Source organism: Ewingella americana (assembly GCF_006438725.1).
GTDB lineage: Bacteria > Pseudomonadota > Gammaproteobacteria > Enterobacterales > Enterobacteriaceae > Ewingella > Ewingella americana_A.
Window position 1 is genome coordinate 114,874 of record NZ_RCZD01000001.1, and the last position, 15,214, is coordinate 130,087.

Consider the following 15,214-nt stretch of genomic DNA (forward strand, 5'->3'; position numbering starts at 1 on the left):
CTTAAAGGGTTTTCTGCGCCAGCCAGACTGTATGCCCGGCGCAGTCAGGGTCTTCGGGTATCATTTCGATCACATCAAAGCCATGGTTTGCGAGCAATTCCCGGTACTCATCAGGGGCTAAGCTTGCATGATAAAGAGGCTCCCCCTGAAACTCCCCGATAGCCTCACCGTTGCCCGGCCCACTCGTGAACATCAGCACGGCATTGTCCTTTGCGTGGGCGCTAAAAATGGAGAACATATGACGCTGATCGTCGCGAGTCAGATGAAAGAAACTGTCCCAGGCGAGCAAACCATCAAATTTACGCGCTAAAGATAACGTGCGCATATCCGCCACGTGCCATATTTGCTGCGCAAAACGCTGACGGCATAGTGCAATCATTGCCGCAGACGCATCAACGCCCGTTACATTCAAACCATGTTGCAGGAAATACTCTGCAATCGGCCTTCCCGAGCCACAGCCGATATCCAGAATATCCGCCCCGGCAGGCAACAAAGCCATAAAGCGGTTCAGCCAGGAAGTTTCATAACGAAGGTCATGGCGGATGCTGTCCCAGTGGGCACTATGTCGCTGGTATAATTCAATGATGTTATGGGCTGAAAAATGGTCCACCAGTGCGTCCTTCGACAGTTAAACTAACCGGTTAAATAATGCGCTGCACTTTCTGCGCCACGCCGCCTAAGCGACCATCGACCTGATTCCATTCGTGAGTATAGGCTTCATAGGCAAAGACAAAAGCATGGTGACCACTAGAAAACCAGCGGTCTGGTTTACGCTTCCACCCTGAGTAAGGGTCATAGCGTAAAATTTCAAAACCGCGTGGCTGCGAGCGGATGATATAGGTGTAATGCTCATAAAGATCTTCATCAACCGGGATCTCTTCTTCAGGTGCCAGCGTGATAAATAGCCCGCCGAGTTTTACTTTGATCATCCAAATTCCTTTTTCATAAAATGGTCTTTTTCATCACCCAAAGCCCGGTGGTTTGCGTTTCTGTAACATAAGCGCTTTCGCAATGGACGGACATCCCCTGTCGTTCGTAAAAATGAAGTGCGGTGGTATTACTTTGAAGTACGGTCAGCCAAAAACAGGATTGTTGACGCGCAATGGCCTGAGTTTGTGCGTGGGAAAACAGCGCCGCACCCAAACCTCGTGATTTTGCCTCCGGCTGCAAATATAACTTACATAGCATCGCGCCCTGTTGGTCGCTCTCGGGAAGAGGCTGATGGTAATGAACTTTGGCAAAGCCTGCCGTCTGCCCGTGATCGGTCGCCAGCCACCAGTCCTGCTGCGAGTCGCTCAAACCCTGCTGCAATGCAGGGATTGAGAAGTCGTTGTCCAGAAACTGATCCAACTCAGCGGCACTTTCCCAAAGCGCACCAAAATAGTGACGGTACGTGTCTATACCCACTTTCTGTAGCCGTTCAATATCGGCAATATCCGCCTGACGAATCTGCAAACTTTTTCTCCCGGTCTTTTTTTTACTACACTAGTAGCGCCGGTATCGGCACAGGATATCTTTTTAAAGGAGTCATTAACATGACGCAAAATATTTATGACGATCAGACGTTTTTCGAGGGTTATGCGCAGCTTAACCGCTCGGTGAATGGTCTGGAAGGGGCGCCGGAATGGCCTGCGCTGAAGGCGATGCTGCCGGATGTACAAAGTGCCAATGTGATTGATCTGGGCTGCGGTTATGGCTGGTTCTGTCGCCATGTCCGTGAACAGGGGGCCGCGCAGGTGCTGGGGCTGGACGTTTCTGAAAAGATGCTGAATAAAGCCCGCAGCATGACGGCCGACGCCGGCATCGAATACCGACGTGAAGACCTCGAACAGCTTAGACTGCCTGCCGAAACCTACTCGCTGGCCTACAGCTCTCTGACATTACACTACATTCAAGCGCTGCCGGAACTGTTGACTACCGTCTTTCAGTCACTGGTTCCTGGTGGTCATTTTGTCTTTTCCGCCGAGCACCCGATCTTCACCACGCCATCGCAACCCGGCTGGATAATCGGTAAAAATGGTGAGAAAACCTGGCCAGTCGATGGCTATCAGCGCGAAGGCAAGCGTATTACCCACTGGTTTGCTGAAGGCGTGATCAAGCAGCATCGTAAACTGGCGACCTATATTAATTTACTCATCAAAGCTGGATTTATGATCACGCATCTCGATGAATGGGGTCCGTCCGCTGAACAACTGATGTCTATTCCGGCATTGAGCGAGGAGGCCGAGCGTCCGATGATGTTCCTGCTTTCAGCACAAAAGCCCCGCTAATCCCCGCGTTAGCCTTATTGCTTTCTTTTAGCGCACTTTCTTTAAACGTTCTGGAAAACAGACTTTTTAAGTCGGGAGGCTGGCTCCTCCCCGCGTGCCTTAAGGATTCCTTAATTTCATAGCCATATTATTAATCCCAAATCGAAACTATACCGCGCTTAAATGGGGCGGAATATTCAGACGAACTCCCTTTACCCTGCGCACCGCACAATTTAACGTTGGGCCGGCATTCAGTTTTTCTGAAGTGGGTTACTGAACTATTTTACGGCTTCTTTTTGGCCAATATTGATGATGAGGGTATTGATGTTGCGGATAGATATTTCAAGGGAACACGCATGGAACAGTTAAACCACCTGATTTTTATCTGGATTAACGCCACGCCTGCGTCGCCACAGGTTATGATCAAATTTGCCACTTTTATGGCCAATGACATGATAATGATCGTGCCGTTGCTGATTATCGGCCTATGGCTTTGGGGCGAACGCGAGCAAATAACGTCGCAGCGTACGTTGGTCAGTAAAACCGTTATTGCGCTATGTTTCGCCATGGCAACGGCCAAAACCCTGTCGATTTTATTCCCCCATGCACGTCCTTTTGTCGAAGGGTTCGGCTATAACTTCCTGCACCATGCACCCGATGACTCTTTCCCGAGCGATCACGGTACGGCCATCTTCACCTTTGCGGTCGCCTTCCTGTGCTGGCACCGCGCGTGGTCAGGTGCACTACTGACCGTCACCGCGCTTGGAATTGCCTGGTCAAGAGTGTATCTCGGCGTACATTGGCCGATGGATATGGTCGGTGGCTTACTGGTCGGTATGTTGGGCTGCATGTTTGCCCAACTGGTATGGAATCTGTTTGGAGAGCAAATCTCCGGCGGGATGGATAAAATTTATCGTTTCAGTTTTGCGATTCCCATCCGCAAAGGCTGGGTCCGCGGTTAAGCACTGCGGAAATACCCCGTTAAGGGCGCAGCCTTCTGCGCCCTTATTCAACTTATTTACTGAAGATTGACCCAAACAGCCCGGTGATTTTCATCATGACGAAATCCCAGATACGGCTAAAGAATCCCCCCTCTTTGACCTCTTTCAATGCCACCAGCGGACGCTGGTCGACAACTTTGCCATCCAGGCTGAAGTCTATCGTTCCTACCACCTGGTTTTTCGCCAGCGGCGCTTCAAGTTGTTTGTTGGTTAGCGTAAAGCTGGCTTTCAGATTTTTCAGTTGCCCTTTCGGGGTGGTCAGCGAGGCATTTTCAGCCACGCCGAGTGGCACCATCTTGTCTTCACCAAACCAGACCCGCTGGCTGGTGAATGCATCACCGGCTTTAATAGGTGTCAGTGTTTCGAAGAAACGGAAGCCCCAGGTCAGCAAACTTTCACTTTCGTTAAACCGGATACGATCGCTTGGTGCACCCATCACGACCGCAATCAGACGCATCCCGCTGGGGTCACTGGCTGAAGAGACCAGATTGTAACCCGCACCGGAGGTGAAGCCGGTTTTGATGCCGTCTACGTTCAGATTGGTGTTCCACAACAAACGGTTGCGGTTAATCTGGCGGATATGGTTGAAGGTGAACTCTTTCTCTTTATGCAGCGCATACTCTTCCGGCGTATCGCGGATCAACGCCTGAGACAGCAACGCCATATCAAGCGCCGAGCTGTATTGCCCGTCGGCATCCAGACCGTGCACCGTTTTGAAATGGGTATTTTCCAGTTTCAGCTGCTGACCGTAGTGGTTCATCAGGCTGACGAAAGAGTCCTGGCTGCCTGCCACATAGTCGGCCAGCGCGATGCTGGCATCGTTACCAGACTGAATAACAATGCCTTTATTCAATTCGGAAACCGGGACTTTATCACCCGGTTTGAGAAACATCAGCGACGACCCGCGCAGCACCGGGTTACCGGTGGCCCAGGCATCCTGCCCTACGGTGACCATGTCATCCGGCGTCACTTTGCCAGATTTGATGGCCTGACCGACCACGTAGCTGACCATGATTTTCGTCAGGCTTGCAGGGTCAAGACGGGCATCAGGATTTGATTCAGCCAGCACTTTGCCGCTGTTGTAATCCATCAGCACCCAGGATTTAGCGTTTATCTGCGGGGCGGCCGGGTTGGTATCTGCCTGAGCAGCAGGAAGCGCCAGCAGCATCACACTGCCGCCGAGCGCACAAAGGAAGGTCCGTTGGAATTTAGGAGAAATTGTCATAGGTTTATCAGCGCTTTTGTCCGGGTAACTGAAATTTATCTTATCTTTCAAACAGGTTCACGACTTGACGTTAAGAAGTTCGCCGATGTTAAAAACTACCGGTTTATACACCGTGAAGGAACCATTGCAATGTAAAGATTCTTAGAATAGTGCTCATTTCTACCCTTGATGGTTTTTCACACTCACTTTTTATTCTGCCAGGTGGTCTTGACCGCGCGCGGCGAGTGGGGCAAGTTTGTGCCACAGCATCATACAATTTTCGATAACTATAAGACGCTTATCAGCAATCAATGTGCAACGTTTTATGTTAAAAAACGGAGAAAACCGCGTGACAGGACTGGTGATTAAAGCATTGATTGGCGCACTGATGGTGATAGCGATAGGAATATTATCGAAAACGCGGAATTATTACCTCGCCGGTTTACTGCCACTGTTTCCCACTTTTGCGTTGATCGCACATTATGTCGTGGGCACGGAGCGCAATATTGACGCGCTGCGCAACACCATCATCTTTGGCCTGTGGGGCGTGATCCCTTACATGGTTTATCTGATTTCGCTCTATTTTTTCATCGCCTGGATGAAACTGCCCTACGCCCTGCTCAGCGGCGTGATCTGCTGGTCACTGGCGGCGTGGCTGCTTATCTCCCTGTGGGCACGCTTTCACGCCTGAGACCTAAAGACCAAACTCGGTGCGAAACACGTCACCTTCGGTCGTCAGTTCATCGCGGACAAACTCAATAAACTGGCTGAGCATCGCTGAACGCCTTTTGCCTGCGACGGTTTGCAACTGCAACGTACGTTGGCTGAGTTGCTCAATATTCACCGGTTTCACACAAAGCCCGTCGCGGCGTGCTTTATACAAAATGGAAAAATGACTGCAAGCTACAATGGCGCCCGGCGTATGCAGCATAAAATCATATAGCGTTGAGAAACGGTTACAGCTGAGTGCCGGCTCAAGAAATATCCCGCTCATCCGGCATGATAAATCAAACAGTTGACGGATTGTGCTGCCCGGTTCGTTCATGGCCAACGGATAAGGGTGTAAATCGGTCAGCTGTAATGCGGTGGTCGCCAACGGATGGTCGGCGCGCATCACCATTCTCACCGGAGCCGGAAAGGTCGCGATCACCTCAACACCCCGTTCGGCGGTCAGGCTGAACTGCAACGCGAGCTCACTTTCACCGCTACGGATCATCTCAGCGACCTGCAGCGCGGTACCCACATTCAGCGAAAACATCACGCCAGGGTTACGCTGACGAAAGCGAATAAACAGCTGTGGCAACAGGTCAAATGCCGGCCCGTCAGTACATGCCATGCGGATAACGGTTCGCCGCACGGCATTCAGCCCCTTAATCTCTGCGATGGCATGCTCCATGTCCATCATGCTTTTGAGTACATGATTTTCGAGGATCTGCCCGGCGTCATTGAGCACCATCCCACGGGCATGACGCTCAAAAAGCTTCGCCCCGATACGCTCTTCAAGCCGCTGGATCTGCCGGCTTATCGCCGATACCGCCACAAATAATTGTTTACTGGCCGCGCTCAACGACCCCGTGTGGGCAACAGCCAAAAAATAGCGAATCTCCGTACTTTGCATCTTATCTCCCCTGCCTCATAAACGTGCAAACCAGCATTGCATAAAAAGCAAAGCCTGGTTGCAATTATTATTATTGTGGCAACGCTGCGTATTCGTTTAGATAACATTGGTAACAAAATCGATAAAAAAACAACCAACACAACGGACAACTCAATGACAGCGGATAAAGCAGCAGCGCAGGCTCTGGCCTGGTTCGACAGGGGTGAATTTAAAGCGACACTGGCTCGCCGCGTGGCACTGGCCACCGAAAGCCAAAGCAGCACGCGTGACGCCGTGCTGGTACGCTATTTTGACGACGAAATAAAACCGGCGCTATCTGCCATGGGCTTCTCACTGCTCAGCGTAGATAATCCTCGCGCCGCCCACCGTCCGTTTCTGATAGCCAGCCGGATTGAAGACCCCGCCCTCCCCACTCTGCTCACTTACGGCCATGGTGACGTGGTATTTGGCGACGATGAACATTGGCGCGAGGGGCTAACACCCTGGCAACTGGTGGAGGAAAATGACCGCTGGTATGGCCGCGGTACTGCCGATAATAAAGGCCAACACAGTATCAATATCGCCGCGCTGGAACAGATTTTTCTGGCCCGTGGCGGGCGTTTAGGATTCAACTGCAAAGTATTGTTTGAGATGGGCGAGGAGATCAGTTCCCCAGGCCTGGCTGATTTATGCCGCGATCACGCCGAGGCACTCAGCGCAGATCTGTTGATCGCCTCGGATGGCCCGCGTTTGAGCGCCGCCCGTCCCACACTGTTTCTTGGCTCACGCGGGGCGGTCAATTTTCGCCTGAGCATTAATGCCCGTGACAACGCCTACCACTCCGGCAATTGGGGCGGTTTGTTGACCAACCCCGGCACCCAACTGGCCAATGCACTGGCTTGTCTGGTTAATCAGCACGGTCAGTTACTGATCGATGCCCTGAAGCCTCCCGCTGTCAGCCCACAGATTCGCCAGATCCTCAGTGATATCGACGTGGGCGGCGGTGAAACAGACCCACCCATTGATCCCCTCTGGGGCGAACCCGGACTGACCCCCACTGAACGCCTGTATGCCTGGAACCAACTGGAGGTGCTCTCGTTCCTGACCGGCAACCCGCAGCGACCGATGAATGCGATCCCAGGCCTGGCAACCGCCGTGTGTCAGCTACGTTTTGTGGTCGGCACCGATTGGGAAAACCTGGCGCAGCATGTACGGGCGCATCTCGATGCTCGGGGGTTTTCTCAGGTCGAGGTCGAATTTATGCGCGGCTCGCCCGCCACCCGTTTCGACCCGACTGACCCGCTGGTCGGTTGGGCGCTCGGTGTGATGCAACACAGCTGCGGTAAAAAACCGGCCCTGTTACCCAATCTTGGCGGCTCGCTGCCTAATGATGTGTTCTCCGACATCCTCGGACTGCCGACCCTGTGGGTACCCCATTCTTATCCGGCATGCGGCCAGCATGGCGTGAATGAACATATGCTGCGCTCGGTCGCGCGCGAAGGGCTGGAGATCATGACCCGACTGTTGTGGGACCTGGGCGAACAGGGCACCTCACTGCTACAACAACACCGGCAACACGCCACTCTCGGAGGTGCGCGATGAACTCTTCCTCCGCTCACATCCCGGCGCTCAGTACCGCATCCCCCGGCAAACCTAGCCTGGTAAAAACGCTGTTTGCTACCTGTATCGGCAATGCGCTGGAATGGTTTGATATCGCCATTTATGGCTTCTTTGCCAGCTACATTGCCCACGCCTACTTTCCCGCCGCTGACCCCACGGTGTCCTTATTGCTGGCCTTCGGCAGCTTTGGCGTCTCTTTCCTTATCAGACCGCTGGGCGCGATTGTCTTAGGCGCCTATGCCGACCGGCATGGCCGCAAAGCCTCGTTGCTGATGTCGATAAGCCTGATGATGTTAGGTGGGTTGATCATCGTCCTCACGCCCTCTTACGCGACCCTTGGCGTCGCAGCCCCCCTGCTGATTCTACTTGCACGTCTGATTCAGGGATTCTCCGCAGGCGGTGAATTTGGTAGTTCCACCGCTTTTCTGGTTGAGCATTTCCCAGAACGCAAAGCCTTTATCGCCAGTTGGCAGTTTGCCACTCAGGGGGCCAGCACGCTGATGGCCTCAGCGTTTGGTTTGGGATTGGCACACGTATTAACCGAAACTCAATTACAGGACTGGGGATGGCGCATTCCGTTTGTTTTCGGCCTGCTGATCGGGCCGGTGGGTTTGTACATTCGCCGTCATATTCATGAATCGGAAAGTTTCCAGAAAGCAGAGAAAAACCATTCACCGTTAAAGCAGATCGTTCGGGCGCAGAAATCCCTGTTCTTCATTGCCGTCGGGCTGATGGTGGTCTCCACTGCCATCAATTATATGCTCAACTACGTCCCCACTTACGCCACCAAAACACTGCATCTGCCGCCTTCGGTCGGTTTTAGCGCCACACTGGTTGCCGGGATCATTCTTACCGTGGTGACACCGTTGATGGGGCTGTGGGCAGAAAAAATCGGGCGTTTACCTCTAATGTGGGGGTCACTGATCCTGCTGTTAATCACCATCTATCCGGCGTTCTGGTTGATGTTGCAATACACCTCTGCACTGTCGCTGATTCTGCTGATTGGCTGGCTGGCCCTGTTAAAATCCGTCTATTTCTCAACCGTGCCCTCGATGATGGCAGACCTATTCCCAGTCGGCACTCGCGCCAGTGGGATGGCGATCAGTTACAACGTAGCCGTCACCGTTTTCGGTGGTTTTGCCCCCTTCATCTGCACCCTGCTTATCTCGATGACCGGCAGCAGCCTGGCGCCCGGTTACTATTTAATGGCAGTTGCCCTGCTCAGTGTATGGGCTTTATTACGGGCGCAGAAGTTACAGCGATAAAGCGCACAGCGGTAAAAACAGGGATGCATAATGCCTTTTTCGCGCCTATAGTCTCAGCGAGCTTTTTAAAAATTGTCTTTATAAGTCAACTCATTCAGGGAGTCGTAAACATGCTGACGGTGTGGGGTCGTGAGAACTCGACCAATGTGAAAAAGGTGCTATGGCTGCTGGATGAACTCGGTGAAATGTACCAGCTGATTAATGCGGGCGGTGCCTATGGCAAAGTCAACGAGCCGCTTTACTTGTCACTTAATCCAAACGGGCTGGTGCCTTGTCTGCAAGATGAAGACTTTATTTTGTGGGAATCGAATGCCATTTTGCGCTATCTGGCAGAACGTTCGGGCAATCCGGCGTTTTGGGGCAGTAATACTCAGCAGCGCGCGGCGGCAGACAAATGGCTTGATTGGGTAAGCAGTTCACTTCCCACGCCTTTCCGTCAGGTATTTGTGAATTTGGTACGCACACCGGAAGATCAGCGCGATATGGCTGCCGTCGCCAGCGGAATGGCGACGTTTGAAAAACTGTGGACGGTAGTGGACGCCGTACTGGCCAAGCAGACATGGTTGTCAGGTGATAAATTTGGCCTGGGGGATATTCCAATGGGCTGTTTCGCTTACGCCTGGTTTGAGCTGGATATCCAACGTCAGTCGCAACCGAACCTGGAGCGTTGGTACCAGCAACTGACCCAGCGTCCGGCCTACCGTAAGCGGGTAATGATCCCACTGAGTTAATCCTTATTTTGGGCCGGACATTTACTGTTCCGGCCCCCTTCCTCCTCAAAACTCTCCTCGTCAGCCGGTCTATTCCAAACAGGAATAACGCGAGTACGAAATATACTAACCACAGATCATTCCCTATTTATTAACAACTGGGTAGACTGCTTCGACAGATGGACGTCTGGACAGACAGACTTCTGCACATCCTCATATTGGGTGGCTCATGTTGAGCTCCCGTAAACCACCTTGCGAAATCGTGTTCGCTGCCCTGCCGGAGTAGTTAATGAAAAAAATATCCGCCTCTTTACTGGTTCTGAGCCTGTTTGCCGCCGCACCCACTTTCGCTGCTGAGGCCACGCTCGCCGTGGTTCCTGCGGTCATTGCACAACATGCAGGCCCGGTGCGCGTTGCGGTGATCCGCAACCTGGGTTCCGACGATAACACCACCCAATTTCTTGCCGGTGCCATTAAAGAAGGCCGCAAACTGGGCTTTAAAGTCGATACCTTCCTGAGTAACGGCGACGACGCCAAGTTCCAGGACTTCGTGAATCAGGCCATTAGCCAGAAGTATGACGGTATTATTCTGTCGCAGGGCCGTGGCCCATACTCGGTTGAACTGGTTAAACGCATTACTGCGGCGGGCATTGCCGTCTCCGTGTTTGATACCGAAGTACCGGATAACACCCCTGGTGTCACGGTGACCCGCCAGGATGATGCGTCTCTGACTCACACCTCCGTGGGCCAATTGGTTAAAGATTTCAACGGCAAAGCCAACATCGTTAAATTATGGGTGGCCGGCTTCCCACCGATGGAACGTCGCCAAAAAACCTATGAGGAAATTCTCAAGCAGAACCCAGGCATTCATCAGTTGGAGTCTATCGGTGCGGTCTCTTCTGACGTTCAGGGCGATACCGCCAACAAAGTCGGTGCCATTTTAGCCAAATATCCAAAAGGTAAAATCGACGCCATCTGGGGCGCGTGGGATGCCTTCAGTCAGGGCGCATATAAGGCGTTGCAGGAAAATGGCCGTACTGAAATCAAGCTCTACAGCATTGATGCGTCCAACCAGGACTTGCAGATGATGCGCGAGGCAGGCAGCCCGTGGAAAATCACCGCCGCCGTGGACACTCAATTGATCGGTGCTGTGAATTTGCGCATCGTAGCGCTGAAAATCGCCGGTGAGAAAACACCCGCCACTTATGAATTCCCGGCACAAGCGATCCCACAGTCCTTGCTGCAAAGCCAGACCAGCGGTATCAACGTGAGTGGCTTGAGTAAAATCATCCCAGGCTGGGGCAAATCTGAAGATTTCACCGCCCCATGGTTCGCTACGCTGGAAGCAAAATACAAGAAATAAGCGATACGTCTCGCTTTAACACCCGCCCCTTTCTGTAAATTGAAAGGGGCGGGTTTGTAAAAAAATCCCCCTTAAGACCCTGCCTGATCCCCTGCTTGATCACAGAAATAAAGAAACGTAATTTCAGAACTAAAAATCTCAATAGCTCCTGACCTCATCAACCGTTAAAACCTTAAGCTCATCTTATAAATACGGACATTGAGTTCATGAGCACAGAGATCCTGTCGGTTAAGGAAAAAATTGGATACGGACTTGGCGATGCAGCCAGTCATATCATTTTCGATAACGTCATGTTGTACATGATGTTCTTTTATACTGATATTTTCGGTATTCCTGCCGGATATGTCGGCACTATGTTCCTGTTGGCCCGCGCACTGGATGCCATCTCAGACCCCTGTATGGGCCTGCTGGCTGACCGCACCCGCACCCGGTGGGGAAAATTCCGCCCCTATGTCCTGTTCGGGGCCATTCCTTTCGGTATTGTTTGCGTCTTTGCTTACTCCTGCCCGGACCTGAGCATGACCGGCAAAATGATTTATGCCGCCATCACCTATACCCTGCTAACGCTAATGTATACCGTGGTCAACATTCCATATTGCGCCCTTGGCGGCGTGATCACCGCGAATCCTACTCAGCGTATTTCCCTGCAGTCCTACCGCTTTGTTCTGGCGACCGCCGGCGGCATGTTAAGTACTGTGCTGATGATGCCGCTGGTGAAATTTATCGGTGGTGAAGACAAAGCCTTCGGCTTCCAGGGCGGTATTGCCGTGCTGTCAGTGGTGGCGGCGGTGATGCTGGCAATCTGCTTCGCCACCACCAAAGAGCGCGTCACCGGCGAAGGGAAACCCACCGGCACCATGCGCGAAGATCTGCGTGATATCTGGCATAACGATCAATGGCGCATCGTCGGCCTGCTGACCATTCTCAACATTGTTGCTGTGGCCGTTCGCGGGGGCGCAATGATGTACTACGTCACCTATATACTCGGCAATCCGATGCTGTTCGTCTGGTTCCTGACGGCGTACTCCGTCGGCAATCTCTTTGGCAGCGCGCTGGCGAAACCGCTGACCGACTGGAAGTGTAAAGTTAGCGTCTTCTGGTGGACCAACGCCATTCTGGCGGTGCTCAGCGCATTGATGTTCTTCCTGCCTGTCAGTGCCAGTATCACCATGTTTATCTTTATCTTTGTGATTGGCGTGTTCCACCAGTTGGTGACGCCAATCCAGTGGGTGATGATGTCCGACACCGTCGATTACGGCGAATGGAATGATGGCAAACGCCTGACCGGCATCAGCTTCGCAGGCACCCTGTTTGTACTGAAACTGGGCCTGGCGCTGGCTGGCGCATTAATTGGCTGGGTACTGGCGGGTGCGGGTTATCAGTCTGGTGCCGCCACGCAAAACCCCGCCACCATGACCAGCATTATTGCCCTGTTTACTCTGGTACCTGCGGCCTGCTACTTGCTTAGCGCCATTATCTGCAAACGCTTCTATATTTTGCGCACTCCGCTGCTGCGCCGGATCCTCGATGAAGTCGCGCAAGGCATCCGCCGTAATCAGCAAGATTTCATGAAGTAATTTATTGATTAATTAACAAAATTCCCCCAAATCTTTCGGCCCGGAACAGGTTGGTCAGTGAGCAAATCCAGCCAACGCAGAGTCCGCCCGAAAGATGAAGGGTAAAAGGAGAGAGCAATGAAAATCAGTGACGGTAACTGGTTAATACAGGAAGGTCTGACCCTCACGCACCCGCTGTATGTTTCAGAAGTGCAGACGTCAGGCAGAGAGATGACGGTTTATGCCGCCCCACGCGAAGCCAGTGAGCGCGCAAACCAACTTGACACCCCATTATTTACCCTGCGTTTTTTCTCGCCGCAAAGTGGCGTGATTGGAGTACGTATCACCCACTTTGACGGCGGGCTGGATCTGGGTCCTGACTATCCGCTGATTTGCGAGTCACAACACGAGGTGAGCATTGAGGATACCGCCGAATTTGCCGCCCTGCATAGCGGAGACCTCAGCGTCCGCGTCACCAAAGGCCCGAACTGGTCACTGGATTTCCTGCGTCACGGACAGCGAATTACCGGTAGTGTAGCGAAATCCAACGGCTACGTACAAAGCATGCACGATGGCAAAAACTACATGATGGAGCGCCTGGACTTGGGCGTGGGTGAAACCGTCTATGGCCTTGGCGAGCGCTTTACCGCGCTGGTGAAAAATGGCCAGACGGTGGAAACCTGGAACCGCGATGGCGGGACCAGCACCGAGCAATCCTATAAAAACATTCCTTTTTACCTCACCAACCGGGGTTATGGCGTACTGGTTAACCACCCGGAAGCCGTTTCGTTTGAAGTTGGCTCTGAAAAAGTGTCGAAAGTGCAGTTCAGCGTCGAAAGCGAATATCTGGAATATTTCGTTATTGATGGCCCGACACCTAAAAAAGTGCTCGACCGTTACACCCGGTTGACTGGCCGACCAGCACTGCCACCAGCCTGGTCCTTCGGTTTATGGTTGACCACCTCGTTCACCACCAATTACGACGAACAAACGGTGAATCGCTTTATCGACGGCATGGCCGAGCGCAATCTGCCGCTGCATGTGTTCCATTTTGACTGCTTCTGGATGAAAGCCTTCCAGTGGTGTGATTTCGAATGGGACCCGCAAACCTTCCCGGACCCACAGGGCATGCTCACACGCCTGAAAGAGAAAGGGCTGAAAATTTGCGTGTGGATCAACCCCTACATCGGGCAGAAATCGCCGTTATTTAAAGAGGGTAAAGAGAAAGGCTACCTGCTTAAGCGCCCGGATGGCCGGGTGTGGCAGTGGGATAAATGGCAGCCGGGACAGGCTATTGTCGATTTCACTCATCCTGAGGCCAGCGCCTGGTACGCCGGACATCTAAACCGCTTAATCGATATGGGTGTTGACTGTTTCAAAACCGATTTCGGTGAACGTATCCCAACGGATGTAGTGTGGCACGATGGCTGCGATCCGCAGAAAATGCATAACCACTATGCTTTTGTTTACAACAAGCTGGTGTATGAAACTCTGCAGGAAAAACTCGGCGAATCCGAAGCGGTGCTGTTTGCCCGTTCGGCCTCGGTTGGCGCACAACAGTTCCCGGTTCACTGGGGCGGCGACTGCTATGCAACCTATGAGTCTATGGCAGAAAGCCTGCGCGGCGGCCTGTCCATCGGACTGTCCGGGTTTGGGTTCTGGAGCCATGATATCGGCGGGTTTGAAAATACCGCCCCGGCGCATATTTATAAACGCTGGTGCGCTTTCGGCCTGTTGTCCAGCCACAGCCGCCTGCACGGCAGTAAATCCTACCGTGTACCCTGGGTTTATGATGACGAAGCCTGCGATGTCGTACGCCAGTTTACTGAACTGAAATGCCGCCTGATGCCGTATTTGTACCCTGCTTCGGTACAGGCAGCTATCCATGGCACACCAGTGATGCGCGCCATGATGCTCGAGTTCCCAGAAGACCCTGCGTGCGACTATCTCGATCGTCAGTATATGCTCGGTGACGATCTGCTGGTTGCGCCAGTGTTCAGTGAACAAGGCAGTGTCGACTTCTATCTGCCACAAGGCCGCTGGACGCATCTGCTGAACAACAGCGTGGCTGAGGGTTCCCGCTGGCACCGTCAACAGCACGCCTTCAACAGCCTGCCTTTGTATGTGCGCCCCAATACTTTACTGGCGCTGGGCAACAATAGTCAGAAACCGGATTACGACTACAGCGAACGGGCTGAATTCCATCTATTTGAACTGGACGATGGGTGCATGGCAGAAAGTCACTTAACCGATTTGCAGGGCAATATTGTGTTTACCCTGACAGCGGCGCGCAAGGGTGACCTGATAACCGTCACGCCGAAAGGCAAGGCAAGTCATTGGACTTTGTGTTTACGTAATATTGTGAACGTCAAAGAGATCACAAAAGCTTCTCAGAATACACATATCCACGGCTTACTGATTCGGCCTGACGACGACAGCGCAATGCTGTCGGTCACACTCTAACAGCGTAACTGAACCCCTCGCAGTAGCTACATGCGGGGGGTTCTCATTTTAAATAACTCCTTTCTTATTCCTGCCTCACACAACGTCAATACGTTGCCATCATATTTATAAACCACCATCATATATTTCACAGCACCGAAAAAAACCATCATTTTTTATTATTAATTGAAGTTTATTAGGAGGAAT

General features: G+C 52.5%; 14 protein-coding genes. 9 read left to right on the forward strand and 5 right to left on the reverse strand.

Translation table 11 applies throughout. The features are described from left to right. Position 1 precedes the first annotated feature (1 nt). The 3 genes from EAH77_RS00525 to EAH77_RS00535 are packed head-to-tail and all read right to left on the reverse strand — an operon-like array spanning position 2 to position 1,455. Positions 2 to 610, reverse strand: a complete 609-nt coding sequence (locus tag EAH77_RS00525) for a class I SAM-dependent DNA methyltransferase (RefSeq protein ID WP_140469859.1) — start codon at positions 608 to 610, stop codon at positions 2 to 4. 31 nt (positions 611 to 641) lie between these two features. Beyond that, complete coding sequence (locus EAH77_RS00530) at positions 642 to 929, reverse strand: hypothetical protein (protein WP_140469860.1); 288 nt, start codon at positions 927 to 929, stop codon at positions 642 to 644. Between the two features lie 13 nt (positions 930 to 942). Next, entirely contained in the window at positions 943 to 1,455 is a 513-nt protein-coding gene (locus tag EAH77_RS00535) for a GNAT family N-acetyltransferase (RefSeq protein ID WP_140469861.1), read from the reverse strand. 80 nt (positions 1,456 to 1,535) lie between these two features. On the opposite strand from EAH77_RS00535, the gene EAH77_RS00540 reads away from it, so the two are divergent. Both EAH77_RS00540 and ybjG read left to right on the forward strand, forming a co-directional pair. Further along, a complete protein-coding gene (locus EAH77_RS00540; RefSeq protein ID WP_140469862.1) occupies positions 1,536 to 2,270 on the forward strand; it encodes a class I SAM-dependent DNA methyltransferase in 735 nt (244 codons plus the stop codon). A gap of 335 nt (positions 2,271 to 2,605) precedes the next feature. Then, positions 2,606 to 3,211 carry an undecaprenyl-diphosphate phosphatase gene (gene ybjG, locus EAH77_RS00545; RefSeq protein ID WP_140469863.1) on the forward strand — a complete coding sequence of 202 codons (606 nt, stop codon included), beginning with the start codon at positions 2,606 to 2,608 and terminating at the stop codon, positions 3,209 to 3,211. 52 nt (positions 3,212 to 3,263) lie between these two features. On the opposite strand, the gene EAH77_RS00550 is transcribed toward ybjG, so the two are convergent. Next, positions 3,264 to 4,475 carry a serine hydrolase gene (locus EAH77_RS00550; protein WP_140469864.1) on the reverse strand — a complete coding sequence of 404 codons (1,212 nt, stop codon included), beginning with the start codon at positions 4,473 to 4,475 and terminating at the stop codon, positions 3,264 to 3,266. Between the two features lie 304 nt (positions 4,476 to 4,779). On the opposite strand from EAH77_RS00550, the gene EAH77_RS00555 reads away from it, so the two are divergent. Further along, the gene (locus tag EAH77_RS00555; RefSeq protein WP_194150463.1) at positions 4,780 to 5,145 is read left to right on the forward strand and encodes a GlpM family protein; all 366 of its coding nucleotides are present in this window, start codon (positions 4,780 to 4,782) and stop codon (positions 5,143 to 5,145) included. A gap of 3 nt (positions 5,146 to 5,148) precedes the next feature. Here the strand turns inward: EAH77_RS00555 and EAH77_RS00560 are convergent, their stop codons facing one another. After that, complete coding sequence (locus tag EAH77_RS00560) at positions 5,149 to 6,072, reverse strand: LysR family transcriptional regulator (RefSeq protein ID WP_140469865.1); 924 nt, start codon at positions 6,070 to 6,072, stop codon at positions 5,149 to 5,151. A gap of 153 nt (positions 6,073 to 6,225) precedes the next feature. On the opposite strand from EAH77_RS00560, the gene EAH77_RS00565 reads away from it, so the two are divergent. From EAH77_RS00565 to yicI, 6 genes are all read left to right on the forward strand, one after another. Continuing rightward, positions 6,226 to 7,653 (forward strand): M20 family metallopeptidase, encoded by a 1,428-nt coding sequence (locus EAH77_RS00565; protein ID WP_140469866.1) that lies wholly within the window; start codon positions 6,226 to 6,228, stop codon positions 7,651 to 7,653. Further along, positions 7,650 to 8,936, forward strand: a complete 1,287-nt coding sequence (locus EAH77_RS00570) for an MFS transporter (RefSeq protein ID WP_140469867.1) — start codon at positions 7,650 to 7,652, stop codon at positions 8,934 to 8,936. Before EAH77_RS00565 ends, EAH77_RS00570 begins: the two co-directional genes overlap by 4 nt. Before the next feature lie 110 nt (positions 8,937 to 9,046). Then, entirely contained in the window at positions 9,047 to 9,667 is a 621-nt protein-coding gene (locus EAH77_RS00575) for a glutathione S-transferase family protein (RefSeq protein WP_140469868.1), read from the forward strand. A 268-nt stretch (positions 9,668 to 9,935) separates the two neighbouring features. Beyond that, positions 9,936 to 11,009 (forward strand): sugar ABC transporter substrate-binding protein, encoded by a 1,074-nt coding sequence (locus EAH77_RS00580; RefSeq protein ID WP_140469869.1) that lies wholly within the window; start codon positions 9,936 to 9,938, stop codon positions 11,007 to 11,009. Between the two features lie 206 nt (positions 11,010 to 11,215). Further along, entirely contained in the window at positions 11,216 to 12,586 is a 1,371-nt protein-coding gene (locus tag EAH77_RS00585) for a glycoside-pentoside-hexuronide family transporter (protein WP_140469870.1), read from the forward strand. A gap of 117 nt (positions 12,587 to 12,703) precedes the next feature. Beyond that, positions 12,704 to 15,028, forward strand: coding sequence for an alpha-xylosidase (gene yicI, locus EAH77_RS00590; protein WP_140469871.1), 2,325 nt, complete (start codon positions 12,704 to 12,706; stop codon positions 15,026 to 15,028). Positions 15,029 to 15,214: the final 186 nt, after the last annotated feature.

Bases quoted from the DNA above. Each gene is read 5' to 3' on its own strand.
- EAH77_RS00530 (WP_140469860.1), bottom strand. From the start codon at position 929: ATGATCAAAGTAAAACTCGGCGGGCTATTTATCACGCTGGCACCTGAA.
- EAH77_RS00540 (WP_140469862.1), top strand. From the start codon at position 1,536: ATGACGCAAAATATTTATGACGATCAGACGTTTTTCGAGGGTTATGCG.
- ybjG (WP_140469863.1), top strand. From the start codon at position 2,606: ATGGAACAGTTAAACCACCTGATTTTTATCTGGATTAACGCCACGCCT.
- EAH77_RS00550 (WP_140469864.1), bottom strand. From the start codon at position 4,475: ATGACAATTTCTCCTAAATTCCAACGGACCTTCCTTTGTGCGCTCGGC.
- EAH77_RS00555 (WP_194150463.1), top strand. From the start codon at position 4,780: ATGTTAAAAAACGGAGAAAACCGCGTGACAGGACTGGTGATTAAAGCA.
- EAH77_RS00560 (WP_140469865.1), bottom strand. From the start codon at position 6,072: ATGCAAAGTACGGAGATTCGCTATTTTTTGGCTGTTGCCCACACGGGG.
- EAH77_RS00565 (WP_140469866.1), top strand. From the start codon at position 6,226: ATGACAGCGGATAAAGCAGCAGCGCAGGCTCTGGCCTGGTTCGACAGG.
- EAH77_RS00570 (WP_140469867.1), top strand. From the start codon at position 7,650: ATGAACTCTTCCTCCGCTCACATCCCGGCGCTCAGTACCGCATCCCCC.
- EAH77_RS00575 (WP_140469868.1), top strand. From the start codon at position 9,047: ATGCTGACGGTGTGGGGTCGTGAGAACTCGACCAATGTGAAAAAGGTG.
- EAH77_RS00580 (WP_140469869.1), top strand. From the start codon at position 9,936: ATGAAAAAAATATCCGCCTCTTTACTGGTTCTGAGCCTGTTTGCCGCC.
- EAH77_RS00585 (WP_140469870.1), top strand. From the start codon at position 11,216: ATGAGCACAGAGATCCTGTCGGTTAAGGAAAAAATTGGATACGGACTT.
- yicI (WP_140469871.1), top strand. From the start codon at position 12,704: ATGAAAATCAGTGACGGTAACTGGTTAATACAGGAAGGTCTGACCCTC.